Source organism: Bacillus sp. M13(2017) (assembly GCF_002218325.1).
GTDB classification, from domain to species: domain Bacteria; phylum Bacillota; class Bacilli; order Bacillales; family Bacillaceae_G; genus Bacillus_A; species Bacillus_A thuringiensis_K.
Window position 1 is genome coordinate 200,891 of the sequence record NZ_KZ268507.1, and the last position, 26,569, is coordinate 227,459.

Below are 26,569 nucleotides of genomic sequence, written 5' to 3' on the forward strand. Positions count from 1 at the left end.
TAACTCTTAAAATTTATACTATAAAAATTTAATCGTAGAGGTGAAGCATGCCAGTAAATTCATTTGAAAATTACTCTATGTCTTGGAAACCTAATAAGGAACTATTAAAGCGTCCGTTTTATTCCTCTATTGCAGCACTACTTGAACATGATATTGTAAATGGTTTTTTAGCTCCAGGAACAAAATTGCCTCCACAACGAGAATTAGCAGATTTTTTAGATTTAAACTTTACAACAATTACCCGAGCTTACAAACTATGTGAAGTTAAAGGCCTAATTTATGCAATCACAGGGAGTGGAACTTTTGTAGCTCCTAATGCAACTCGTTCCATTACTATTTCTACAGAGGAAATCAGAAACTGTATTGATCTTGGATTAGTAGCATCATTTGAGCAAACTAATAGCATTGTCGCAGAGACTATTCAAAAGGTCGTAGATAAAAAGTATTTAGAGCAACTATTAAATTACAATGATCCAACTGGTCTTCCGCACCAAAAAACGGCAGGTCTCAATTGGATGAAGTCTTTCGGCATTAATGTGGATCAAGACCATATAGCAATAGTTTCGGGCTCACAAAATGCTTTAGCAATTACATTGACAGCGTTGTTTAAACCTGGAAACCGAATTGCAACTGATATATACACCTATTCAAATTTTATCGAATTGGCAAAAATGCTACATATTCAACTAGTACCCATTCAAGGGGATGAATTTGGAATGCTCCCAAGTGAACTCGATAAGCAATGTAGTCAATTAGACATTCATGGTATTTTTTTAATGCCTTCTTGCTCTAATCCTACTACGATTATGATTTCAGATTTTCGAAAAAAAGAGTTAGCAGCAATCATTCGAAAGCATCAAATAATTTTGATTGAGGATGATATTCATGCATTTTTGACAGCAGGGGTTATTTCTGATTATGAGCAACCAATGTTTAATTTACTTCCAGAACAAAGTGTTTATATTAGTGGAACTTCTAAGTGCATTTGTTCAGGATTAAGGGTTGCTTATATGGTATTCGGAGATGCCTTACGTAAGGATATTTTAAAGGCTATATTTAATGTCAATGTTAAAACATCTTCCTTAGACGTAGAGGTGATAACAGAGCTAGTGTTATCAGGAAAAGCTCATGAAATTGTTAAGCAGAAGAAATTTTTAGCGGAGTCTGCAAACGAAATTTATTCAGGATATTTTTCTTCCAACAATCCTGTCGGGCATCCTTTTAGTTTTTACCGTTGGCTACCTATTCAAAATCATTATGACGCATTTCAATTAGAAACAGATTTGGAGAGGCACGGCATTCGGGTTTTTCATTCCGAGCGCTTTATTACCGCACAAACCATGCCTAATCAGTATTTACGAGTTGCTCTATCCTCTACAAACTCATTAGAAGAGTTGAAAATAGGGCTAGAAATACTAAAACAATATCTCGGCTAGTTTAAAAAGAATACAGCAGACATTTACTTGAAATAAAGGAAAATGCTATTTAACAGTGAAGTCGTAGTAAAAACTCTTCTATAGCCAAGAAGAGTTTTTTGGTGAGTCTATAGTGTTCTGGGGAGATTAGTATTTTTATCATTAAAAACAATAAATAAATATATATAAATATAATGTATTTATGTTATTATGATTACGTTGGAAAATAAAGTATATTTTCATTCGTAAAAATAATTAGGAGAAGAAGGGGAAATAGCGTGAAAATGAAACAACTTTTTTAGGTACAGTATTTGCAGCAACAACTTTAATATCTTTAGCAAATCTACGGACAGATACAATCTTTAAAGATGTTCTTATTGATCATTTGGTTATATAAAGAAAACATAGATATAAAAAGGGAAAGTATAGTAGCTGGTTATGGAAAATGGTACATATGATTTTGGTGGATAGTATTACACGTGGTCAAGTTGCTAGATTACTTTATGTTCGTTTGATATAATTATTACTACAGTAGTATTACAGTAATACCTTGGGTATATAATAAAAGAAGAGATGCTCGATACATCTCTTCTGGTAACTGTTGCCGTAAGGCGGGTAGTTACTAAATAAATTTATTTTCTTTTTCTAGAACTTCCCTTTTGCTTCCGACGGCGTAGGGAGGTTCTTTTGCGTTTTGCTAATATTACTCACTAGCTTGTTTCCATAACCAATAACAATAATTCCTAGAAATACTTTCAATAAATTCTGTAGCAAAGACAGTAAATATTCCATCATAGGAGTCACCTACTTTCCCTCTACATAAAAAAGAGAAAGGACAGCACCCACCCTACGTCATACAGTTAAATCTATTCTATCATCCTAGTACAATCTCACCAATATAAACAACACCACCATTATTGATAGTCTTTTTAGGTAGATTTATAACAATTAATTACAATATTTTTATATGTTTTTTACTATATACATTCATATTCGCCTTATGATCTTAAGCATAACCTACTACATGGCATATGTTTTTTGTACCAAGCTTTGTTAATGCATTTCGCCTTCGTAGGTGTTGAAGGTTTAGAACTATCCTTTAGTATAGTCATATCATTAGAACATCCTGCGATATTTAGACAGAATGTAGCTAATAAACACGATAGTAATAATTTATTCATATAATCACTTCTAATTCTTTAATAGTTAACATTTTTTCATGAAATAAGTTTCTTACTAATTTTACATTATATTAAAGCTCAGAAAATATTCTTATACTCATAAGTTATTACATTTGAGCTAGTAAGATTTTGTTAATAATAAAAGTGATTCTAGTCGAAGCAAGGCATTTAATTGCTGATAAAGGTAAAACTGCTAGTTATCTAATTCTCTCAGTCATTATGTATTTGATCTATTTAACACATGAACTAATAGCAGAAAATGAACGGAAAGGTACATATAGCTAATAATGTAGGGCCAATCCACATGGCCATGTTTAAAAAATCAATATAAACTATGTGAATTCTTTCTTCCAAAGAATTCGATATCTACAGAAAGGGATTTAAGGTTATTGTAAGGTAACTTTCATTTACCTTACAATAACCTTAAATGGATTTTTGAAAATTCTGACCGATGCGAGGGAGAGTATGAAAAAAAATATATTAATCGTTGATGATGACAAAGATATTATTGATCTTTTAAAACTTTTTTTAGAAATGGAAAATTTTTTTGTTGTAGAGGCTTCAAATGGCGAAGTTGCCTTAAAGTGTCTAGAAGAAAATCATATTGATTTAGCTATTGTTGATATTATGATGCCCAAAATGGATGGTTATCAATTAATTAAAAAGATTCGTGAGACGTTACAATTCCCGATACTTATATTGTCAGCCAAATCTCAAGAAGTAGATAAAATTATCGGTTTAGGGATTGGAGCAGATGACTTCATTACAAAGCCATTTAGTGCTTTAGAAATTATAGCTAGAGTTCAAGCTCACCTTAGAAGATCCTATGAATTTAATGATAAGGCTGTAGAAGGTAAGGAGAAGCAAATTCATATGGGTGATTTAGTATTAGATCATCATTCTTGTATACTCTATAAATCAAGCGAATCCATTTCTCTCAGTGCTACGGAATATAAAATCTTAGCACTTTTTATGGAAGAACCAGGGAGAATATTTACTAAAAAACAAATTTTTGAAAGTGTATGGTCTGATTATTACTGTGCAGATGATAATACGATTATGGTTCATATTAGTAGACTACGAGAGAAATTAGAGGATTCTCCTAAGAATCCAGTTTATATAAAAACGATCCGGGGACTTGGGTATAGATTTGCTAGGAAGGAAGAACTTTATGAAAAATAAAGTTTTATATATCTTAATTAAAAATTACGTTATATTTGCACTAGCAATAGGTTTCACGGTGATAATCTTATTTATATTTTTGATGTACCAAACAGAAAAGCAACTAGGAGAGCTAAATAATTTAAAAGCAAGTGAAGTAGTGCGTGAAAACTTTGAAACTATTAATTCAGAATCAATAGAATCATTTGGTGGTTGGGTAGAAATTCTTAATGAAAATTTACAAGTTATCTATACCAAAGGGGAAAAGAAGGATAAGCTTTTATCATATTCACAAAGAGAATTTACTAATTTATTATTTGATAATGATAAGCTTCCTTATTATTCATCTGTAGCAACATTTGTAACGAAAAAAGGTGAAAGATTATATTGCCTTGTTAAGGTTCCTAAAAAAGCAATAAAGTATGAATATACGTTTTCTGATAAAAATGAGGAATACGTATATGTTTTTTATAAGATATTACTTACTACAATCGTTTTATTTTTTGTATTTTTCTCTATGAATGTATATATATTTAGTAGGCAAATTGCTAGGAAAATAACCAGGCCATTGGATAAACTAGCAACTGGATTTGAGGAAATTGCTAGTGGGAAATATGATAAAAGGTTAAACTATGAAACATATTTTGAGTTAATGCAAATACAGCATTCGTTTAATGTTATGTCGGAAAAACTCGATAAAATAGAAAAAGAGAAGAAGAGGTTGGAAGAAACCAAGCAGAAGATGCTTGTAGATTTGTCTCATGATTTAAGGACACCAATTACAACCGTTCAAGGTTATGTTGAAGCATTACAACTAGGGATCATTACTGAAAAAGGTGAAAGAGAAAGAACTTTGAATGTAATATATAATAAGATTCGAATCATTGCGGTATTAACTGAAGATATTTTTGAACTGTCTAAATTGGAGCATTCTGATTACCCTTTTGAAGTACATCCAACTGATGTATCTGAGTTTATTCGTGAATTGCTTGTAGAATATTATGATTTATTTCAAGCGAAGCGCTTAATCCTTCAATATCAAATACCCTCTAAAGAAATGATTGCTCCAATTAACAACAGGTTACTATACCGTGCTATCTCTAATATAATATCTAATGCTCTACAGTATAATACGGCAGGTACGACCGTGTTTGTATCGTTAATTGAGGATGAAAGCAAAGTATATATAAACATTATAGATAATGGAATTGGAATACCTGAGGATATGAAACAAAGTATTTTTGATGCATTTGTTCGAGTAGATGATTCTCGAGAAAATAATGGGGGATCAGGTCTTGGATTAACTATTGCTAAGCATATAGTAGAAAAACATGGAGGGAGCATAAATTTAGATAGTACAAAGAAAAAAACACATTTCTGTATTTCTTTACCTAAATGCAGCGTGTAAATATCTTATGAAAAGTGTTAGTAAGTTGAATGATTGAATAAAAATATTTGCTCCCCATTGCACCCATACCTGCTACTGGCATAACTTGCTTCGTAACTTCAGTATTTGTTCTAATAGTTCTATTTCAACTACATCTGTTGAAGCGATCCTTAATTGAAATTAGGTATGAAAAGCTTCATTCTTATCATTAAGAGCTATCAATTCCTTACTAGGTATATTTGATACATTGAAATATTCTTACATGGTATAATTTTCTTGATGATTTTGGAACTAGAAGGGGTTTAAATGATGGGAAACTTTCAAAGTAATTTTCAAACGGCTACACAAATTGCTACACAAATGAAAAATGCATCGGATACAATTCAAGGTGCGACAAATCGTTCTATAACAAAGGCGAGCCGTACTACACTATCTGTTAATGCTCAGGCGCAAGAAGCGAATCAACAAATGCTAGATTTGACTAGACAATTTTGTGGGGCCTTTCAACAAGCAATTGATAATATTCATTTAGTAGCTAAGGATTTTGAAAGAATGGATAACGAACTACAAAAGACATTTCGCTAATGTGGCAACCTACGGTAAAGGGAGAAGGGTAGGGAGAATAAGATGAGTCAAGATGTAGAAAAGCAAATAAATGAACTTAATCATGAATTACGGATAGTATTTGAAAAACAGGATCGAAATCAAACGGAGATTCAAATCCAGGGACAAGCAGAAATGGACTTTCACGAATTGAGAAATCGAAATAATCGTTTATTTAATAGAATTTTAGAAACATGGCATGGTGATAAAGATGTTTCTCGTTTTTTTATGAATAAGCTTCAAGAGTCGCAACATATTGAGCGGAAATTAACATTGGAATTGGAAAATCAAAAAGAAACATTACTTAAAGAAAGACGCAATCTTATTGATTTAGAAACCGACCTTATCTATCGGCAACAGCGATTAAAAGGGGTGGACAAAGCATGAGTTTAAATATGTATTTAGGGGAAGTACAAAATCAGACCCAAAGCATGAATGCTGTATGTGTCGCTACTATCCAAGCTATGGAGCAAGCAATCCAATCAATTGATACCTTTGCAACTGATACGGTTTTGCAAGGACAAACATATAGTAGTGCAAAAATATTTTTTGTCCAAACTTTTCGTCCTTTAGCGCAAGGGATCATTTATTTATGTGAAGAATTAATCCGTCAAAATGATGCATTTCCAAGCGATTTTCAATCACAAGTTGCTTCCACAGATGTCATTGAACAAGAAATAAGAGAGCAAATTCAAGAAATTAATCGAATGATCTCAAGTATAGAATCGATTAGTATTGCTACAGTGTTGCCTGGAATAGATGCTATGGTTATTGTTTTAGTGGAGATGAGAAAAAAACTGCAAGAAAAATTAGAGCATCTATATGAATTTAACTATACGTCCAGTAATAACTACAACACAGCTCTTCAACTAGTGGCTAGTATTACTGCCGGCCTTGCTGAAGTCCAAAGTGGAAAAGGCTTTAGTCCTGTAAGTGGTACGTTTAGTACACAAGGATTAAATATGGATTGGACCATTTCGATCCAAGAAATTGCTGATGAAAGAAAACGTCAAGTTGATAATCTTTTAAAGGAAGGATTAATAGAAGAGGGAGCGGTGTGCAAGAAACTTCCTGAAAAATCTACTTCTGAAAAAATTATAGATGGTATTTTAGCAGGTACGGGTCAAGCAGTTGAAGATACAATAGATGGTGTTGTGGCACTTGGTAAATGGGAAACATGGGAGAACATGGGGTACGCTTTTACTCATTTAAATGAAACCTTACCTGCTATGTGGAACACATTATCAGATTCGTTTATTAATGATGTAATAAATGGAGACGCTGAAAGTCGTGCTAAGTGGGGAAGTTATGCTTTTACACAAATTGGACTTGGACTTATTGGTGATAAGGGGATAAGTAAAGTAACTACATTAGCAAAAGGTGCAAAATTCTCTACAGGAATGTCTTCTTTCGCAAATAAATTGCCACTGACGGATCGGTTGGCATTTGCAGGTGCAAGTGGATTTGGAAGCAATCAAATAAAAACATTTGAAGTTTTACGCAAAGCTCGTGAAACATTTATGTTTTCTAAAACTAGTGGAAGAAGTAAAGTTAAGGATATACAAGAAGTAATTCAGGACTATGCAGATAAAGTTTTTGATAGAGTTGAGATGAAAAATGAATATCCCGATTCCTATTCAGCATCTCAAAAACTGCGTGCAGAACTTAAAGATGCAGGAGTTGAAACACCGCCATATCCTAATGCAACACATCATATTGCACCTTGGAAGGATAAAAGGGCGAAACAAGTGCAAGAGCTATTAGAAGAGTTTGAAATACACCATGATTCAGCGGCTAATGGAGTATTTTTGCCCTATAAAGTGAACGATTATGTGACTACTGAAGCGCTACATATAGGTAATCATAGTCCAGAGTATATAAGGGAAGTATACAGAGTATTAAGTGAAGTGAAACGCTTTGGGGGTAATCAAGAAGATGCAGTTGCTGCCTTGCATAGTATAAGAGAGAGGTTATTGGATGGTAGTTTAAAACTAAATTAATTTAACCAATCACAGATACTTAATAATTAAATTCTGAAGGAGTAAAAAGGTATGAAAATTTGGCAATTAAAAAGCTTATTTGATAACTATCAATCTTTTCAGCTACTAAATTTAAAAGAAGACCGTAAAAAATATTTTGATGGGAAAATTGATTTGGCAATAAAACTGTCTGATTCGTGGGGGGGAATTTTTATTGAATGTGTAGAAGGTGATAAAAAAAGTGACTGTCCTATGTTCTGGGGAGAACTTGGTACACCAATGATTAGCAGAAAAGCAAAAGAAATATTAGAGCCTCTAATCTGTAATAATGTTGAGTTCCTTCCATTAATTCATGATGTTACAAGTGAAGTTTATTACCTAATAAACGTTCTAAATACAGTTGATGCAATTAACTACAATAAAGCAGTTTTGGAAAAACTAAGTACAGGGTTAATAATAGGGTTCGAAAAATACGCATTTTTAGCCAATAAAGTTGAGGGGCAGATAATATTTAAAACATTTTTAAATCAAAGATTACATTCTTCTACTGTCTTAGTATCTGATGAATTTAGAAATAAAGTTTTAGAAAACAATTTAAAAGGTTTCGAATTTGTTGAGGTATGGGATTCAAAAGATCGTGCGTAAAGAGATCTAATAAAATTAGTTTACTGATGTAAATTTATAACCAAGAGAGTAATAAATGTAATAGAAGAAGCTTATGTATTTGCATAAGCTTCTTCTTAGAATTAAGCGCGGAAAGGTATAGTAATTAATATTTACTATATATTTTGGCTTCACAAAATAAGTTATTATCCTGCTTCAGGAAATAAAAATATGTCAGCTGATAATTAAATACAATTGGCATCATTCTATACAACAAAATGAATGGACTGTAAAGGATGATGAGAGTGTTGTAACGAAAAGAAAGCTCAAACGAAACCTTTACTATCAAGTTCTGGTTTTCCTCAGGTGAAAATTTCTGCTATGTAAAGAAAGCGAAGAAGACTTGGGTGATATGCTACTGATATAACTTATAAATTTAATGTAAACTATAGAAAAATAATTGAGGCAGTGGGGAAATGATAAATTTATCTAATGTTTCTGGTTTAATAAAAAATAAGCCAGCAAATGATATTGAAATTCAAGAAATAGAAGATGTAATGAAAGTTGAATTACCAAATGTACATAAAGATTTATTGAAGTATACAAATGGTTTTTCTATAGGGGGAGGATTAATAATTTATGGTACTGATGATATTATAGAAAGAAATGAGACTTGGGAAGTAACAGAATATGCAAATGGTTATGTTGCTATTGGTGATGATGGTAGTGGCAATGTTTTTTTAATGTCGCAAGGTGCAGATGTACGAGAAGTAAGAGCTGTTGATTCTGGTGATATGAATCCAAATCATGCCACTGTAGTTACATTAGATTTTATTGAGTGGGTAAATACGGGTTGTTTGAATCAAAAAATACAGAAAATAAAAGAAGAAATCCCAGATACGTGTAATATAGTGTTAATAGAAATTCCTAATGGAGGATTAAAAGATTTAGTAAAGATAAAAAGTGTACTAGCACTTGATATTTCAACAGGGGAACTATTAAAAGGATTGAAAAACCTTCCTTTTACATTAGTAAAAGGAGCTCCATATGGTAAAGCAAAAAAAATAATTGAAAAATTAGGATCTATTGGTTTAGCACTAAATATAATACCAATGGATAAAAATAATTAATGTTAAACATAATTTGAAATTCATTTTTAACTTCTTTCGGTTTGGCGGAGCCAAAAGGCTTTGCTTTTTATTTTTCCTCTGATAGAATCAGTCTTATAAAGAATAAAGGTTGGTATATCAATGAAATTAGATAATAATAATCATTCGGTGTTCTTGCTATATTATCACCTTGTATTGGTTGTGAAATACAGGAGAAATGTGTTCAATGATGATATATCAGACTATGCAAAAGACATGTTTGTCAGGTTATCTGAGAATTACAACATAACATTGATAGAGTGGAATCATGATGTAGACCATGTTCATATTTTGTTCAAGGCTCATCCGAATACAGAAATGACAAAATTTATTAATGCTTATAAAAGTGCAAGTTCTCGACTCATCAAGAGAGACTTTCCACGAGTGAAAACGAAACTTTGGAAAGAGATGTTTTGTTCAAGAAGTTTTTGCTTATTAACTACTGGGGGTTCTCCAATAGACGTAGTAAAGAAATATATTGAAAATCAAGGCGAAAAGCGAGGTGAAATGATATGCCAAAGCACAATAAAGTATATAAATTCCATTTGTATCCAACAGAAGAACAAGCATATCTTATGCATAAAACCTTCGGTTGTGTACGTTTTGTATATAATAGAATGTTAGCTGAACGAAAAGAAGCGTACGAAAAATACAAAGATGATAGGGAGCAACTAAAGAAACAAAAGCCTCCAACTCCCGCGAAATATAAAGCAGAATTTGAGTGGTTAAAAGAAGTGGATTCATTAGCTTTGGCAAATGCTCAACTAAACTTGCAAACTGCCTATAAGAATTTCTTTAGTGGTCAAAATGACTTCCCAACATTCAAAAGTAAAAAAGACAGAAAGTCTTATACAACGAATGTAGTAAACGGAAATATTTTGTTGCTGAATGGTCATATCAAATTGCCAAAACTCAAAATGGTACGTATCAAACAACATAGAGAGATACCACAAGATTATAGAATCAAGTCATGTACGATTTCTATGACTCCTACGGGTAAATACTATGTGTCCATCTTGACTGAATATGAAAAAGAAATTGTACAAAAGAAGTAGAAACAGTTGTGGGGTTAGACTTTGCGATGGATGGATTATACGTTAGTTCTGAGGATGAGAAAGCCAATTATCCTAATTTCTATCGTAACATGTTAGACCAGTTAGCAAAGGCACAACGAGTATTATCAAGGCGTAATAAAGGTTCTGAGCGTTGGCATAAACAACGTATTCGTGTAGCTAAGTTACATGAGAAAGTAGCTAACCAACGTAAGAATTTCCTTCATCATGAGTCTAAAAAGTTAGCTACTCATTTTGATGTCGTAGCTATTGAAAATCTTAACATGAAAGGAATGTCGCAAGCACTTCATTTTGGAAAAAGTGTCACTGATAATGGATGGGGTATGTTCACTTCTTTCTTAGCTTATAAACTAAACGAACAAGGAAAACAACTTTTGAAAATAGACAAATGGTTTCCTTCCACCAAAACATGTAGCAATTGTGGAAATATAAAAAATATGACTTTGTCTGAACGAATTTATTCTTGTATATGCGGTGTAAATCTCGATAGAGATTATAACGTAGCTATTAATATCAAAAATGAAGCAATACGCCTATTAGCGTTAGGATAAATTGCAATAACAAAAACTTTGGAACAAGGGAGTTAGCTCGGCTGTCTAAGGACAAATTCGTTAGCTATCAAAAGTAATGATTAACCGAGAAGCCTCCACTTCAAACAGTCCGTTAGGACGTTAAGTGGCGGGTAGTTCACTTGCCTGATATTAATTTAATGATTTATTAAAAACGAACTAACATTTTAAAGGTTAGTTTGTTTTTTATTTTTTTACAAGAATTAAATAAGGAATGTGAACCCAGAGAGTGTTACATGGATAAGAAGAGATTTATTAGAAGGCAATTTACGATTAAATGAACCCAAGAAATAACTATATAAATGGTAATAATAAAGGGGAATATATATGAAGATTTGGCAATTAAAAAGCTCGACTGATGATTATGAAAGCTTTCAATTATTGAACTATGAAGAGGATAAAAAATATTTTAAAACTAGTTTTAATTCTATGGTGAATTTGTCAGATTCATGGACGCCTAAGTTTATTGAGGTAAAAGATGAAGGGAAATTAAGCGATTCCCCTATTTTTTGGGAAAGTCTGGTGTACAAATAATTAGTGAAAAAGCCAAGAATGTTTTAGAACCTATAGTAGGAGAAAATATTGAATTTTTACCATTAATTCATAAACAAACAAAAAATACTATGCTATGCATGTTTTAAGGGTGTTGGAAGCACTTGATACTAATAAAACAATCTTTGATAAGTTAAGTTCAGGTTTAATAATAGGATGTAAAAAATTTGTATTTATTCCTTATGTTGTCCAGCACGAACCGATTTTTAAATTGAACATAAATGGGAAGGTACATCCTAACTATCTTTTAGTATCAGATCAATTCAAAAATGCAATTTTAGAGAGTAAATTAAAAGGTTTTCAATTTACTGAAGTGTGGGATTCAGAAGAGGGTGCGTAAAGAAATCTAATTTAATTAGATTAGTAATGTGAACCCATATCTAATAGGGTAAAAAATAAAAAGCTTAAGCACATTGAAATGAACTCGAATATTAGTACATGATAAAAACATCAACTGAATTCGCATTCTAATCTTTCTCGTTTTATTTTTTTGCAACGATGAATGAGGAAGAATGCTTATCATGTTTTAAATTAAAATTATATTGGCTAACGTAAAGAATACCAATCATTTACTTCTCCCATCAGCACAAGTAAATGATTGGTACTTCTTGTTAATATCGCTAAGTATTAACTACGAGCAGAATACTTTATTTCATTCTTTTTTCCCTTACAGTTTGATCTTGTAATCGCTGTTATTCTTTTATCAGTCATTTCTACATAAGCGTTGGATATTTTGCAGGTTTGTCCAAACTGAAAAGAGCTTATTAAACCATCTATTATTCACGTTCTTCTTCATATATTTGTACCACAATTATTTTTTTGCTGTTAAAACTAGTTTTTAAGCAGCATATGCTTTAGCAACTGCAGAAATTCTGTATCACTTTTATCATCTTTTATATAATCCTGTTCGTAGTTAAAAATCATTCGTACTAACATAAAAGCTGTAAGTGGTAATGGTACCTTATGCAAAGCTCCTTGCTGATAACCTTTTTCGAGCAAATTACTTATCATGTTAATTGCTTCTTCTTCAGATTGTTTAAAACAAGTTGTAATTTCAGGTGAATGGTACTCTTTATATTCTTGAAATAGTGTAGAAACAAACGGATCTTGATGATATTCTAGGCTGATATAATGAAGAATTTTTTGTATTCGAAGTAAAACATCTTTTTCTTCTTTATATAAATTAAATAATTGTGAGCGTTTGAGCTGAATATGACGCATATAGCAGTCGCATAATATTTCAGTTTTATCTGTATAGTAATAATAAATAGTACCTTTACCAACTTTAGCTGTCTTTGCAATTTCATCAACTGTTGTGTTACGGACACCACGCGTAGAGAACAGTATTGTGGCAGATTGAATGATTTTCATCTTTTTATTTTCTTTTTCTAATTTGATCATTGTCTACACCCTATCCTTGAAATATTTAGCGAAGTTTTCTGTCTTTACATTCTGTATCAGTTCATTTGTAATTTTGTAACTCCTAATAGAAAGTCCTTTATTTGCTTCTTATAGAATAACATACACCATTTTTATTTCTAGTATATAACTATAATAGAATGCACCTTTATAACCTAGGGATAAAGGTGAAAGTTTGAGTTAATAATTTTTATAATTGGACGATGAGAATTCAAATGAAAGGGGACAGTGACTTCTTTCTCGATTGAATTATTTGATTTTTTATTCAATTCATTTTATTATATAAACATGACTAAAATATGGTTTTAGCCGGATTTTTTTACGGAAAACCGACTGATATTCGATTTTAGTCGGTTTCTATACTATTTGAGAGAAGGTAGACACTATGTGTGGAATTGCAGGGTGGATAGACTGGTCTAAAGACCTGTCTCATGAACAAGAAACGTTAAAAAAAATGACAGATGCTATCATTCACCGAGGGCCTGATGCAGAGGGGCATTGGTTTTCAAAACGAGCGGCATTAGGTCATCGACGTCTCATCGTCATTGATCCTGAAGGTGGCCTTCAACCTATGCTGTATAAAGATGGAAATGATACGATTGGCCTTACGTTCAATGGAGAAATTTATAACTATCAAGAATTACGTAAAGAACTTGAGGAGAAAGGTCATGAATTTCAGACCAAGTCAGATACAGAGGTATTACTACATGCTTACTTAGAGTGGCAAGAAGATTGTGTTCAACACTTAAATGGGATTTTTGCTTTTGGTATTTGGGATGAAAGATTTGGGAAATTGATGCTTGGTCGTGATCATCTAGGTGTGAAGCCTTTATTTTTCGCTCAAAGGGGAAGCGCAATTCTCTTTGGTTCAGAGTTAAAAGTTTTACTTTCGCATCCGCTTGTAGATGCAGAGGTAGATAAAGAAGGACTTTCTGAAATATTTTGTCTTGGACCAACACGTACTCCTGGTCATGCTATTTTCAAGGATATACATGAAGTGCGTGCTGGGCATTATATGACTTTTACCTCTAATGGCTCGACTACGACACAGTATTGGAAACTTGAAAGTAAAAAACATGTAGATGATATTGATACAACAGTTGAAACAATCCGTTCCGTTTTACAAGATACGGTAAAACGTCAGTTAATTGCTGATAAACCAGTGGTATCTATGCTTTCCGGAGGTTTAGATTCCAGTGGTTTAACAGGTTTAGCAGGAAACGAATTTGGGAATAAAGGGAAACGTCTTCATACATATTCCCTGAATTTCATCAATGATGAAAAAGACTTTGAGCAAGACTTCCTTCGTTTTGATCGTGATGAACCTTGGGTGAAACGTGTGGCTGAATATGTAGGAACAAAGCATCATTCTATAGAGTTAGGATCAGATAGTTTAATAGAGCATTTATTAACTCCAATGCGAGCGCGTGATCTACCTGGAGTTGGAGAACTAGAAACGTCTCTTTATTTGCTATTTAAGGAAATGAAAAAAGATGCAACAGTTGCACTTTCAGGCGAATCCGCAGATGAAGTATTCTCAGGATATCCATGGTTCCATCAAGAGAAGTTTCTAGATGCAGAGATATTCCCTTGGAGTGTTAATTTATGGTATAGTAAAGAAATTCTATCAGAGGATTTTAAAGCAAAGATTAGCCCTGACAAATATCAAAAACAAAAATTTGAAGATGCAGTTGCTGAGGTTCCCTTTTTAGAAGGTGAAAGTGATCTGCAAATGAAGCAACGTCAAATGTCTTACATGTTTATTACACGTTTCTTGCCTTTTATGCTGGAACGAAAAGATCGCACAAGTATGATGAATGGCTTTGAAGTACGAGTTCCATTTTGCGATTACCGGCTTGTAGAATACTTATGGAATGTCCCATTCGAAATGAAAAGTATAGACAATATTGAAAAAGGTATTTTACGTCGAGCTTTTGAAAATGTACTTCCAGAAGATGTACGTTATCGCAAAAAAAGTGCATATCCAAGCACAAAGGATGCCTCTTATCTACAAGGTATTAGTGATTGGATGTTACATGTGTTGAATAATCCTGAATCACCTATTTTGCCATTAATTAATGTAGAAAGAGTTCGTGCTATTGCAGAAGGAAAAGACGAAGTAATTTCAGGTAATGATGCACGAGGTATAATAGATTATTTACTTCAAGTTAATAGTTGGCTTCAGGAATATAATATTAAATTAGTATGGTAGATGTAATTTTCAAATAAAGAGAATAGCTGAAACATCAATGACCTAAGTGAACCGCACCTCCAATGTATTAGATAGTTATCTAATAATTGGAGATGCGGTTTTATTATCTTGATTTGCAATAACGCTAATCCTTTAAGGTTGCCTTTCTATTTTTTAGAATTGTTTTAGTAAATCAAAATTAAAATTCTGTATACATCTTTTGTACTAGTAGAACTAAGTCTTAAAGTATGTACAATTACACCATTTGACTAATGGGTAAACTTTACAACCTGTTATATACTAGTATTGTGTCTTGCCTTTATAGGTGTAGTACACAGCCGGTGATTGGCTAGTGGATGTCCTTCCATTTTGCCAGTGCCGGTTTTTTGTTGGATAATAGAGAAAATGAAGTTTTTATAAGGAAAGAAGGGGTTGTTTTGAAAGATGTAAATTCTATCTTTATGAGAGAAAAGATTGCTAGTTCTTATCTTTATTTTATTTCTTTTCTTGGTTTGGTTACTATAACTATATCTTTACTTGAAATTAAAATCCCTTCTCATCCAACAATACTAATAGTGTTGTTACTATTTATGGGGATTGCAGAGTATTTTCCTGTAAGATTTTGGAGAGGAACTAGCTCGCTTACCTTTCCGATAATTTACGCTATGAGTTGGCAGTTTGGAATCCATATAACTATTGTTGCTATTGTACTCGTCACGCTAATTATTCACCTGCATCGTCGTTCACCGATACAAAGAATGTTATTTAATAGTACTCAGCATGCACTTAGTTTGTTCTTGGCCGAATGGTTTTCAGACAAATGTATGTCCTTAATAGTTAATAAGATAGGTATGTCAGTTCTGTATGAGAATTTAATATCTTTGTTATTATTTTGCGTGATTTTTTGTTTTTTCAACAATCGCTTTTACGATTTGTTAATGATACTCCTTCCGCAGCCATATTCAATCTATCAGTGGTATAAAAAAACTGTAACGGTATTTCTTTGCGAAACTTTTGGTTTCTCTTATGCGGCACTAATGCACGTATTAATTAGTACATATAGTGTGGAAGTAAACGAGATTACAGTACTGTTTTTCTTTTTTCCACTTGTAGCAACTTCCATTATTAGTTCTTTTTCTGTACGGATAAGGATGGAGAAGGAACGATTATATGAGTTATTTCTTATTACGACCGAAATTAGTCGAGGATTAACCGGAGGAAACTTGAAGCATATTAAACAAGCACTTAAAGGTTTTTTTGGTATACAAGCATATGTAATATGGACAAAAGATGATGGGAACTGGAATATTCTATTAAAAGATGGAAAAGTCCAATCTGATATTTCTGATCATTTAGAAAATTTTCAAGCGTTTGAGGAACTTTCTAAGAATATTGTATTTAATGATTGGAAAATTGGTACGGCTCCTGGAGATGAAATATTTGATAGTGTCATACGCTCACTTGTATATTTTCCTCTTATTGTAAATGATGAACTAGTCGGGATGTTTGTTGCAGGGAAGAGTAGAAATGCGGGTTTCTTCCCAGAAGATGTACAGTCGTTGGCTACATTTTCTAACCAATTAGCTAATGTAGTTAAAACAAGGATATTGATTTCTGAACAGGAAAAAAGAATGATTCTAGAAGAAAGAAATAGAATCGCCCGAGAAATTCACGATGGTATTGCGCAAACATTAGCCGGGGTGATATTCCAACTAGAATCCGCGCAGAAAAAATACCGTGATAAACCAATAGATATGCAGCAAGTAGTGGAGAAAAGCATAAAAGATTTAAGAGGAAGCCTAGGAGAAGTTCGCTATTCTATTTATGCTTTAAAACCATATCCGACACAACAATTAGGCCTTAAGCAGGCGATAGCAAGTAAAATAAAATCTTTAAAACAAGAATATGAACTAGATATTACATATCATGAAAGAGGTCATGCACGTGCGCTGAGCTTTTCCAAAGAAAGAGTTATTTTTGACACATTGCAAGAGAGTTTGCAAAACATTGTAAAACATGCACAAGCGAAAAAGACTGATGTTTTACTCAGTTATCAAAGTGAGCACGTGCTTTTAAGAGTTAAGGATAATGGAGTTGGCTTTTCACTGTTTGAGTCTATGGTTAAAACAAAGAATGAGCCACATTATGGTATATTACATATGAATGAACAAGCTGAACAATTAGGGGCTACTTTACAGATTGATAGTTCTGTAGGGAAAGGGACAGAAATTACACTGTTAATTCCAGATTCACAAACAAGGGGTGCGTAAAATGATTAAAATATTAGTAGTAGATGATCATGCTTTTTTACGAGATGCAATTCGGAGCATACTAGAGGATGAATCTGATATGAAAGTGGTTGGAGAAGCTAGCTCGGGGGATGGAGTATTGGGAAAAGTAGAAGAATGCGGACCAGATTGTATTTTGATGGATATTAATCTTCCAGGGAAAAATGGAATTGAAGCTACAGAGTTAGTGAAAAAAAATATCCGAATTGCCGAGTACTTGTGTTTACAATGTATGAGCATGATGAGTATTTAATGGATGCACTCCAGGCCGGTGCTGATGGTTATTTATTAAAGGATTCATCCTCAGAGCAGGTAGTAGCAGCGATTCGAATGTTATATCGAGGGGATTCCGTTATTCATCCGCGTATGACTAAAAAGTTAATTACATATCATCAGCAAAAAATGAAAGTAGAATCAAATGAAAATGAACTGACGGAACGTGAAAAGGAAATTCTCTTTGAACTAGTAAAAGGACTTAGTAATAAAGAAATTGCTGAGGTTCTATATATTAGTGATAAAACGGTTAAAATTCACATCAATAAAATTTTTAAAAAACTAAATGTGAAAAGTCGATCGCAAGCAGTGATTTATGCAGTTCGAAATCAATTGGTTCCGTTGGATTGAATAAGACGTTTTTCAAAGAACTATCATGTTGCTTTATTCTGTATCACAAAGAATAAAGGGCAAGATAGTTCTTTTGTACTATGTAGGCATAGAATCCTTAGAGAAAAGATACTCCTTTTGTTTAATTTTCAGAATAATCAAAATGTGAAATAATAAAAATAGAATTACATTTTAACTTTGTTAATAATTCATTTTGTGAAAATCCTTTGTTGGAAATAAATGATGGAGGGCTCTTATAGAAAGAGAAAAGTGAGTAATTAGCTATATGAGGTATGGGGATGGTTGTAGTGTTGGAAATCTTTCATGATACACAAGATTAAGATTAATAGAGTTTCCAACGCTAAATGGGAAGTTAAGAATCAATTTGTTTCAAAAAATAATATTAATAATGGGGAGATGCAATATGAAACGAGGGAAATTTGGAAAGATTCTTATTGGAACGTTAACAGTTGGAATGTTATTGTCTCAAGGAATTCCATATAACGTTTTAGCTGAAGAGGTAAATACATCTACTTTAACTGGAATTGATGATGCAAATGCTGTCTTGAAAAGCCTTACAAAGGAACAACGTAATGCCTTAAAAACGTTAGATACAAAACCAGGTTTTGTTATTTCGCCAGGTATCAATACAGCAAGTCCTAATAATGTGAATGTAATTATAGAGTTTAAGCAAGCACCTAGCAAAATCGAGGTATTAAAACAAGCGGCTAAAGGGAAAAAGGTAGCTCTTTCAAATGCGGAACTAAAGGTAGAGGCATCACATAAAGGGTTTAAAGCAGAGCTTGAACAGCTTCAAAAGAATAAGGAGAAAGGGACAAATTTAAAATCTGCAAAAATTACAAGAGAATATAAGAATGCTTTTAATGGTGTAGCGATTTCGTTACCCGCAAACATGATTGAAGACTTAGTTCGTACCGGTATCGTTAAGCGCGTATGGGAAGATCATGAGGTTAAAATAGATTTGCCTAAAGAAACAGCTAAGACTGCGGTTGAACCAAAAATGGCAGATAGTGTACCGCAAATTGGTGTGGACAAGCTGCATGATGAAAAAATAACAGGTAAAGGAATTAAGGTAGGTGTACTAGACACAGGTATTGATTACAACCACCCGGATTTGAAAGATGCATATAAAGGATATCGTGCAAAGCAAGGTGAGGATCCAAGCAAAATAGATTCGAACTCAATAAAAGGATGGGACTTTGTTAATAATGATGCTGATCCAATGGAGACAACGTATAAGGATTGGCAAAATTCTGGAGGATATCCTGAGATTTATGAGGGGAGTGCATATTATACATCCCATGGTACGCATGTAGCTGGGACAATTGCTGCAGATAAACAGAATAGTGTGGATTATGCAGTGAAGGGCGTTGCTCCAGATGTAGATTTATATTCATATCGCGTATTAGGTCCATATGGAAGTGGACAAACAAGTGGTATTCTTGCTGCGATTGATAAAGCAGTGAAAGACGATATGGATGTTATCAATTTATCACTAGGAGCGTCTATTAATGATCCTTTATATCCTACTTCTGTCGCAGTGAACAATGCGATGTTAGCTGGTGTTGTTACTGTAGTAGCAGCAGGTAATAGTGGTCCGGAAGAAGGTACCATTGGATCACCTAGTGCAGCGGCACTTCCCATTACAGTTGGAGCCAGTGACGCTGCAATGACTATTCCAACGTTTTCCGCCGATGCAGGTGATGTACATGTAAATAAGATGATGCTACTTGGAAAAAGCTTTACTGATAAGATTGAAGATTTGAAAGGTCAATCCGTATCAGTTGTATATGCAGGGCTTGGGAAATCAGGTGATTTTACAGGGAAAGATGTAAAAGGGAAGTTAGCTCTTATCCAACGTGGTGAGATTACATTTGATGAAAAAATTAAAAATGCTAAGGAAGCAGGCGCAAAGGCGGTAATCGTATATAACAATGTAGATGGTGAAATTACAAGTTACCTTGGGGAAAGTACTTCATCTATTCCATCGTTCCGCTTAACAAAAGTAGATGGTGAGAAATTACAAGCAAAAGCTGTACAAGGAGATGTGTCGTTAGTATTTGGGGAACTAAGTAATATAAAAACAGAGGGAGATCACTTAGCTGATTTCAGCTCCCGTGGTCCTGCAACTAAAACAGATGATATTAAGCCAGATATTGTAGCACCAGGTGTGTCTATTTTCTCAACTGTTCCTGAATATATTAATGATCCAAAGGATGGAGAAAATTATCCGGTTGCGTATGGACGTATGTCAGGTACTTCTATGGCAACTCCTCATACTGCAGGGGTAGCGGCACTCATTTTACAAGAACATCCAAACTATAGTCCATTTGAAGTAAAAGAAGCACTTATGAATACTGCAGTTGACTTAAAAGAGGAGCGTTCTGTATTTGAGGTGGGCTCAGGACGAATTGATGCATATCGTGCAGTTCATGCAGATACATCTATCGAGGTTATCGATAAAACATCAAACGTTGTAGATGATGAAGAAGTAGAAATTGAAGAAAAAACAGGTTCTATTGCATTTGGATATAAAAATCAACTAGAAACTGGGCCTATTAAAGATAGTCGAAAAGTCTTAATTAAGAACAGCAGTAAAACAGATGGGAAAGAGTTTAAATTAGAAGTAGAGTTTTCACCTACAAGTGTAGGTGTGCAAGATGCAGCGAAGAATGGTGTGAAGCTAAACGTACCAGAGTCTATTAAAGTAGCTCCTGGTACATCGGAAGAAATTAGCCCTGAAATTATCATTCCAGGAAACGCTGAATTTGGTAGATATGAGGGATATATTCATATTGCAAATAAAAACAATGAAAAAGAAGTATATCAAGTACCATTTGCAGTTAAATTCACAGAAAAAGGGATTGCGTCTGTAGATTTACTGAGAGATGCAATGGCAACAGATGCTTCTAAATTTCATCCGTTTATGGAAAGACCAAGTTCGCCGTTGACATTTAAATTGAATAGTCCTCTTGAAACCATTGATGCAGTTGTGAAGGACCGAAAGACTGGGAAGGCATTAGGAGTCGTTGGTACACTTAATGCAAGTAGTCTAACACCGAATGTTGAATATATGATGTTTTCTGGTATGGGAGGGTATGTACTTCCATTTACAGGAGATCCAGCTCATCCAATTGCGGATAAACCTGTTATGTTGCCTGATGGAGATTATGAATTAAACTTTGTTGGATATGATAAAGAAGGAAAATCGTATACAAAAGGCGATAGCATAATCATTGATAATGTAATACCTGAAATGAAATTTAAGGATGTACAACCTGGTATTCACGAAGTTAATGATTCTATGTTTAAAGAAGAAGACGGCCAGCGTGCATTATGGGTGCATGGTAATATTTATGATTCTACAGTAGATGCATTAAAGGCAAAAGGCTTGCAGTATGATCAAAAAGCGAATCAAATCGTTTATTATCAAAACTCAGCCTTCCCATCAGGTTGGTTGAATACAATTCAAGCAAATGGTGATTTTAAATTTGGGGTACTTCCAGAGGAAATAAATGAACCGTTAAATTTAAAATTATTTGGATATGACCTCGCAACTGCAGGGAATATGGCAACTGGATATAAAGATTATGTCTTTGTAAAGGAAGGGACAGAATACGTTGTTCCAAGTTATAACAAAGATAGAATTAAATTAGGAGAGAAAATTACGTTAACTTTGAATCTTAATAATGTAAAACAGCTTATGTCAGGTACATTTGAAATCCCTTATTACAAGCAGCTATTTAAATTTACAGATGTGAAACCAAATCCAGCACTTACGGAATATGTAAAACAACATGGACTGAACCTTAAATTAGAAGATCCGAAGATAAGTGAAGAAGGAGCTTGGGAAAACAAGGTGAAAGTTGGCGCATCATTAGAAGGAAAAGAATTTAAAGGATTAGATGGAGATACACCATTTTTAGATGTTACATTCGAGATGACGAACGATGAATACTTTAATGAGTTAACTGCATTTGGAGTAGATAAGTTCTCTTATACAAAAGCTGGTGCATCAGAAGGTATTGAGATTCCTGCGTTTAAAGATAAATCTTTTGCTATTGTTTCAAAACATTCAACGGTTACAGGATATATTGGCCCGGAAGCTTTCTTGAATGAAGAGGGATATTTAGGTAAGAAAGACTATACAAAACTAGGAGCAAAAGTGTACGCAGTTGGCAAGGATGGAAAGAAATATACAGGAACGATTGGTGATAACGGGCAATTTGAAATTCATAGTGTTCCAGTAAGCGATCAAGAATATGATATTTTCGTAGAAATGCCAGGTCATTTAAATAGTAAATTAACAACAAAAATAGGGAAAATGCAGGATGGAGAATTAGTGGGACAAAACTTTAGAGCTGACATGGATGACAACCTTGCTGGTGATGTAAACGGAGATAAAATGGTGGATATTCAAGATGCTAGAATAGCAGCTCTATCATATGAAAAAGGAAAAGTGTCTGTTAAAGATGGTGACGTGAATCAAGACGGTGTTGTAAACGAAACTGATATTCGTTTTATTGAGAAAAACTTCTTGAAAAAGGGTCCAGATGCTAAAGAAAATCAGAAACCGAAAGAAAATGTAGGGCCAGTGACGTTAGATAAAATCTTACGCTCTATCGGTTTAGAGCCAAAAAAATAAGTGGACAAACTGCTAGAGTAAATAAAGTAATCAGATAATGAATAGTAAATGAAATGAGATTGGCTAACAAATGACCGGTAGTGATTTACGGTAACATTACCGGTCATTTTAAGAGTAATAGTTGTTTGGGTACATGAAGTAGCTAGTTTAAGTGAGCTTGCTTTCATTATGGGACAAGGTAGTTGCTTAATTATTATTGTTGTTTGTGGGATGGAAATAAGTTTTGTAATTTGACCTTTAAAAATAGGGGGACTTGTGAAATGAGTATGAAGAAAAAACTTGGTATGGGTGTTATAACTGCAGCGCTTGGCTTATCTTTAATTGGCGGGGGGACATATGCGTATTTTAGTGATAAGGAAGTATCACAAAACACGTTTGCAGCGGGTACTTTAGATTTGAGTGTGAATCCTGAAGTTGTTATTAATGTCGACAATTTGAAACCAGGCGATGAAATGGAGAGCGGTTTTCAATTAGTTAACAAAGGAACCTTAGCAATAGGTGATGTTAAACTCCTTACAGATTACAGTGTAATCGGTGCGAAAGGGGATAATGGAAATGCTGATTTTGGTGATTACATCCGTGTTGATTTCTTGTGGAATTTGGATAAAAATGAGGTTCCAATTTGGTCTACTACATTATCTGAATTAAAGGTAGCTACGCAAAATGGAAGTATTCCGGATCTTGTACAAAAAGGTGTGGTAGACCGAGAAGGAAATGGACTTGCTCCTGGTGATGATGATACATTTTATGTAATGTTTACATTCGTAGATAGCGGTGAAGACCAAAATGTATTTCAGGGAGATGCATTGAAATTAAATTGGACGTTTAATTCCATGCAAGCAAGCGGTGAAGAAAAGTAAGCGTAGTAATTTGCATACTATATGTTTGAGACGTATAGTATACGAATGATGAGACTTTTTTATCCATACAGAAAAGACACCCTAAGGTGCCATCCTTTCACTTGAACCATCTTAAAATTAAGATGGTTCAAGTGAAAAGAAGTATAAAGTATTAATAGGGATGCAAATTTCAAAATAAAAATACGTTAAGTAAACTTTTATTCAAAAATTTACATTAAGCAATAATGTTTGAAAATTAGGTTTATAAAAAATAATAATATGTTTATAAATGTAAAACCTACGGGAACTTTTCCTGTGGGCTTTTTAAGTAGTTTTTACGAAATTATGAGGGTTTTTTATTTTGTATTTCAATAAATTCATCTTGTATCATTTTTATATAATATTCTTTTTCTGTTAGTTCAAATATAAATAATGCTTTTTTCCAGTTATAAACAACATCTTCTACATTGTGTTGTTTTATCTTTAATAAACACTGACCTTTTAAATAGAATAGTTCTCCTAATAGGTATAAAGTATTTAGATTAATTGCTAATTTGATGCCCCTATCAATGTATTTTATTGCCTCTTCATGTTGATATGTGAAGTCTAAACATTTTGCTAAATTGAAAATGATTTTTAATTTAATTTCTTTATCTCTAGGAAGATCTAACTTATTAAAATTAGTTAAACATCTTTTTAATATCGTAATACTTTTTTCATATTCTTTGTTTTCTCCATGAAATATAGCCATTGTCTGCATAATATGCATTTCTCTTTCTGATAAAAAATCAGAATTGGTTAAAGTTAGTTTTAATGCATGATTTAAAAGAGTTAAAGCAGTTTTTGTTGATCTATTTACCTCAAATATAGCGATTGCTTCATGCCATATTAGAAATTGTTTCTCTTCTTTTGTTTGAAAATTATTTAAGTTTTTCTCTTTTTTTACTATTTCATAAAGTTCTTTATATTGTTTTTGCTTTAAGCAATCTTTTATTACGTATTTTACATTTTCTGTATATTTTAATCTTTTGTTTTGAGTTAGTGCAAATATATGATTCGGATCAATGCCAAGTCTTTCTGATAATTGATATAACAATATGCTAGATGGATAAATCACACCTTTTTCGATCTTGCTAATTTGACTTTGTGAACAAATTCCATGACACAATTCGGATTGTGATATGTTTTTTTTTATTCTAAGTTCTTTAATGGTAATACCCAAATCGTTAAATTCCATTTTTTAACCTACTATTTAGCACTGTATTAGTATAAGAGCTTTCTCTAACTTTTAATGTAATGTAAAATTAATATATTTACAATTATTATTTGTTTTAAAGGAATTACCGTTTCCATAGGATGGTGAGGCTTTTATTATGTACAAAAAAAGACACCCTAAGGTGCCTTCCTCCGACTTGAACCACGTTCATTTAGTATAAACTTATCCGTATTATCCCTTTGTTATACGTGTAAACACACCCTATAAAACAGAATCGTCTATATACACCAGATTGTTAGTTTACAAAGTACAAGAGATTTGAGATCAGTATTAGAGTGACGCGACACCTTCTATAATGATTGGTATGTTACGCCTTTCAAAAGAATCTGCTTTATAGAATGTATCCACGTTTATTATTTTACTATATATAAAATTCATTCGGTGTATTTTTTTCAGATATGTATAATTGCATAAAGTTGATGAAAAAATCAGAGTATAATTTGGATTGTGTAATAAAGATAATGCCCACCTACGGAAATAGGTGGGTTTTTGTTGGGTATTACTATCTCATTGCACACAAGGGAATTGCTATTAAAACCATAGCATATTTTTATAGCTCTTATATTGAGAAATAAAGAAAAGACACCCAAATAAGAGTGTCTTTTTCCATAGTTTTTTATGTAAAAGTAATTGCATCCAATAATGATTAAAAGTATAAAGAGTAAAACGAGTAAAAGTAGCTAGAATTCATGAATACATGACGAATGTTAGAAAAGATTATTTGGACAAAATCTCAACTGAAATCATTAAAAGCCACGATATTTTCGGTATAGAGGATTTGCAAGTATTGACTATGTTAAAGGATCATAAGTTAGCAAAAGGACAAGCCCTGTTATTATGAGGTTTGTTCTTTTGATGTTATTTTCCTGTTAATAATGAAGATTATAGGTAACAGAGATAATCATTAAACAGCTATATAAGCTAAGGTTTTACACCATCCATTAAGTGAAAAAAAGCGTTATCTTTTCTTATGATTCTACAGAAAGAATGGCCTGTTTTTATATTTGTAGGATAGTTTTAGATACAAAAACACAGGAGTTTGCAACCTATACATGACTAAATGTAAAATATATATTGCATTTAAGTTGTTAATAATTTAATATATAAAATATAAGATTTATGGTGTGAAGTTATCTTTACAAGTGAGGTGTATTTAATGTCTTTAAGTAAAGTGAAGATTGCAAGGGTTGAAAAAGGTCTGACCCAACAAGGGTTGGTCAATATTGTAAATGTTACACGACATAACATTAGTATTATTGAAAGTAATAATTATAACCCTTCTTTAAAACTTTGCATTCATACAGCTAAAACACTAGATAAAAGTTTAGATAAATTATTTTGGGAGGAATTTTAAAATGGAAAAACTAAAAAAATGGTTTTCACTCAGTACACACCCAGATGAAAGAATCCAACAAATTGAAATGAAAATTTGGGCTCAATCTGGAATTATTGTCCTATTTATAGCTTTTGTTGATTTTATAATAAGAGGAGCATATCTTAAAATGTACCCTATAGAATAGACACTTGAAAAAAGTCTATTCTATAGGGTATTTCTTGTATAATAAAAGGAAAATTGGGATCGGAGAATGTTGAAAATGACAAAAAAACTATTTACA

At 32.9% G+C, this 26,569-nt stretch carries 16 protein-coding genes and 5 pseudogenes; 19 read left to right on the forward strand and 2 right to left on the reverse strand.

Going from position 1 to position 26,569, the window contains the following annotated elements; translation table 11 throughout:
* Positions 1-47 precede the first annotated feature (47 nt).
* The 11 genes and pseudogenes from CGQ22_RS19290 (at position 48) to CGQ22_RS19350 (ending at position 12,011) form a co-directional block, all read left to right on the forward strand.
* On the forward strand, positions 48-1,436 hold the full coding sequence (locus CGQ22_RS19290; RefSeq protein ID WP_089149182.1) for an aminotransferase-like domain-containing protein: 1,389 nt from the start codon (positions 48-50) through the stop codon (positions 1,434-1,436).
* A 1,625-nt stretch (positions 1,437-3,061) separates the two neighbouring features.
* Positions 3,062-3,778 (forward strand): response regulator transcription factor, encoded by a 717-nt coding sequence (locus CGQ22_RS19300; protein WP_000739374.1) that lies wholly within the window; start codon positions 3,062-3,064, stop codon positions 3,776-3,778.
* Positions 3,768-5,165 (forward strand): sensor histidine kinase, encoded by a 1,398-nt coding sequence (locus CGQ22_RS19305; protein ID WP_089149184.1) that lies wholly within the window; start codon positions 3,768-3,770, stop codon positions 5,163-5,165. Before CGQ22_RS19300 ends, CGQ22_RS19305 begins: the two co-directional genes overlap by 11 nt.
* A gap of 285 nt (positions 5,166-5,450) precedes the next feature.
* On the forward strand, positions 5,451-5,729 hold the full coding sequence (locus CGQ22_RS19310) for a TIGR04197 family type VII secretion effector (RefSeq protein WP_000971917.1): 279 nt from the start codon (positions 5,451-5,453) through the stop codon (positions 5,727-5,729).
* A 42-nt stretch (positions 5,730-5,771) separates the two neighbouring features.
* Positions 5,772-6,134 carry a DUF3958 family protein gene (locus tag CGQ22_RS19315; protein ID WP_089149185.1) on the forward strand — a complete coding sequence of 121 codons (363 nt, stop codon included), beginning with the start codon at positions 5,772-5,774 and terminating at the stop codon, positions 6,132-6,134.
* Positions 6,131-7,747: an AHH domain-containing protein gene (locus CGQ22_RS19320; RefSeq protein ID WP_089149186.1), complete on the forward strand. Its 1,617-nt coding sequence runs from the start codon at positions 6,131-6,133 to the stop codon at positions 7,745-7,747. Before CGQ22_RS19315 ends, CGQ22_RS19320 begins: the two co-directional genes overlap by 4 nt.
* Positions 7,748-7,798: 51 nt before the next feature.
* The gene (locus CGQ22_RS19325) at positions 7,799-8,371 is read left to right on the forward strand and encodes an imm11 family protein (protein ID WP_089149187.1); all 573 of its coding nucleotides are present in this window, start codon (positions 7,799-7,801) and stop codon (positions 8,369-8,371) included.
* 434 nt (positions 8,372-8,805) lie between these two features.
* Complete coding sequence (locus CGQ22_RS19335) at positions 8,806-9,459, forward strand: SMI1/KNR4 family protein (protein ID WP_089149188.1); 654 nt, start codon at positions 8,806-8,808, stop codon at positions 9,457-9,459.
* Between the two features lie 120 nt (positions 9,460-9,579).
* Positions 9,580-9,975, forward strand: a pseudogene (gene tnpA, locus CGQ22_RS19340) (IS200/IS605 family transposase); the annotation flags it as partial.
* A 14-nt stretch (positions 9,976-9,989) separates the two neighbouring features.
* Positions 9,990-11,101 (forward strand): annotated as a pseudogene (locus CGQ22_RS19345) (RNA-guided endonuclease TnpB family protein).
* A gap of 345 nt (positions 11,102-11,446) precedes the next feature.
* Positions 11,447-12,011, forward strand: a pseudogene (locus CGQ22_RS19350) (imm11 family protein).
* 491 nt (positions 12,012-12,502) lie between these two features.
* Here CGQ22_RS19350 and CGQ22_RS19355 read toward each other — a convergent pair.
* Positions 12,503-13,072, reverse strand: coding sequence for a TetR/AcrR family transcriptional regulator (locus CGQ22_RS19355; protein WP_000593069.1), 570 nt, complete (start codon positions 13,070-13,072; stop codon positions 12,503-12,505).
* 403 nt (positions 13,073-13,475) lie between these two features.
* Here CGQ22_RS19355 and asnB point away from each other — a divergent pair, with 403 nt between their 5' ends.
* The 5 genes and pseudogenes from asnB to CGQ22_RS19380 all read left to right on the forward strand — a co-directional run bounded on the left by asnB (position 13,476) and on the right by CGQ22_RS19380 (position 23,698).
* On the forward strand, positions 13,476-15,302 hold the full coding sequence (gene asnB, locus CGQ22_RS19360; protein WP_089149189.1) for an asparagine synthase (glutamine-hydrolyzing): 1,827 nt from the start codon (positions 13,476-13,478) through the stop codon (positions 15,300-15,302).
* 416 nt (positions 15,303-15,718) lie between these two features.
* Positions 15,719-17,551, forward strand: a complete 1,833-nt coding sequence (locus tag CGQ22_RS19365) for a GAF domain-containing sensor histidine kinase (RefSeq protein ID WP_089149194.1) — start codon at positions 15,719-15,721, stop codon at positions 17,549-17,551.
* 1 nt (position 17,552) lies between these two features.
* Positions 17,553-18,193: pseudogene (locus CGQ22_RS19370) on the forward strand (response regulator).
* Positions 18,194-18,596: 403 nt separating this feature from the next.
* Entirely contained in the window at positions 18,597-22,838 is a 4,242-nt protein-coding gene (locus tag CGQ22_RS19375; protein ID WP_089149190.1) for a S8 family serine peptidase, read from the forward strand.
* Positions 22,839-23,098: 260 nt separating this feature from the next.
* Positions 23,099-23,698: a TasA family protein gene (locus CGQ22_RS19380; protein ID WP_089149191.1), complete on the forward strand. Its 600-nt coding sequence runs from the start codon at positions 23,099-23,101 to the stop codon at positions 23,696-23,698.
* Positions 23,699-24,020: 322 nt separating this feature from the next.
* On the opposite strand, the gene CGQ22_RS19385 is transcribed toward CGQ22_RS19380, so the two are convergent.
* Positions 24,021-24,914, reverse strand: coding sequence for a helix-turn-helix domain-containing protein (locus CGQ22_RS19385; RefSeq protein WP_089149192.1), 894 nt, complete (start codon positions 24,912-24,914; stop codon positions 24,021-24,023).
* A 703-nt stretch (positions 24,915-25,617) separates the two neighbouring features.
* Between CGQ22_RS19385 and CGQ22_RS19390 the strand changes: the two are divergent.
* The 3 genes and pseudogenes from CGQ22_RS19390 to CGQ22_RS32085 form a co-directional block, all read left to right on the forward strand.
* Positions 25,618-25,773: pseudogene (locus CGQ22_RS19390) on the forward strand (transposase); the annotation flags it as partial.
* A 336-nt stretch (positions 25,774-26,109) separates the two neighbouring features.
* Entirely contained in the window at positions 26,110-26,307 is a 198-nt protein-coding gene (locus CGQ22_RS19395; protein ID WP_016083073.1) for a helix-turn-helix transcriptional regulator, read from the forward strand.
* Between the two features lies 1 nt (position 26,308).
* Positions 26,309-26,473 carry a hypothetical protein gene (locus CGQ22_RS32085; RefSeq protein ID WP_175423376.1) on the forward strand — a complete coding sequence of 55 codons (165 nt, stop codon included), beginning with the start codon at positions 26,309-26,311 and terminating at the stop codon, positions 26,471-26,473.
* Positions 26,474-26,569: the final 96 nt, after the last annotated feature.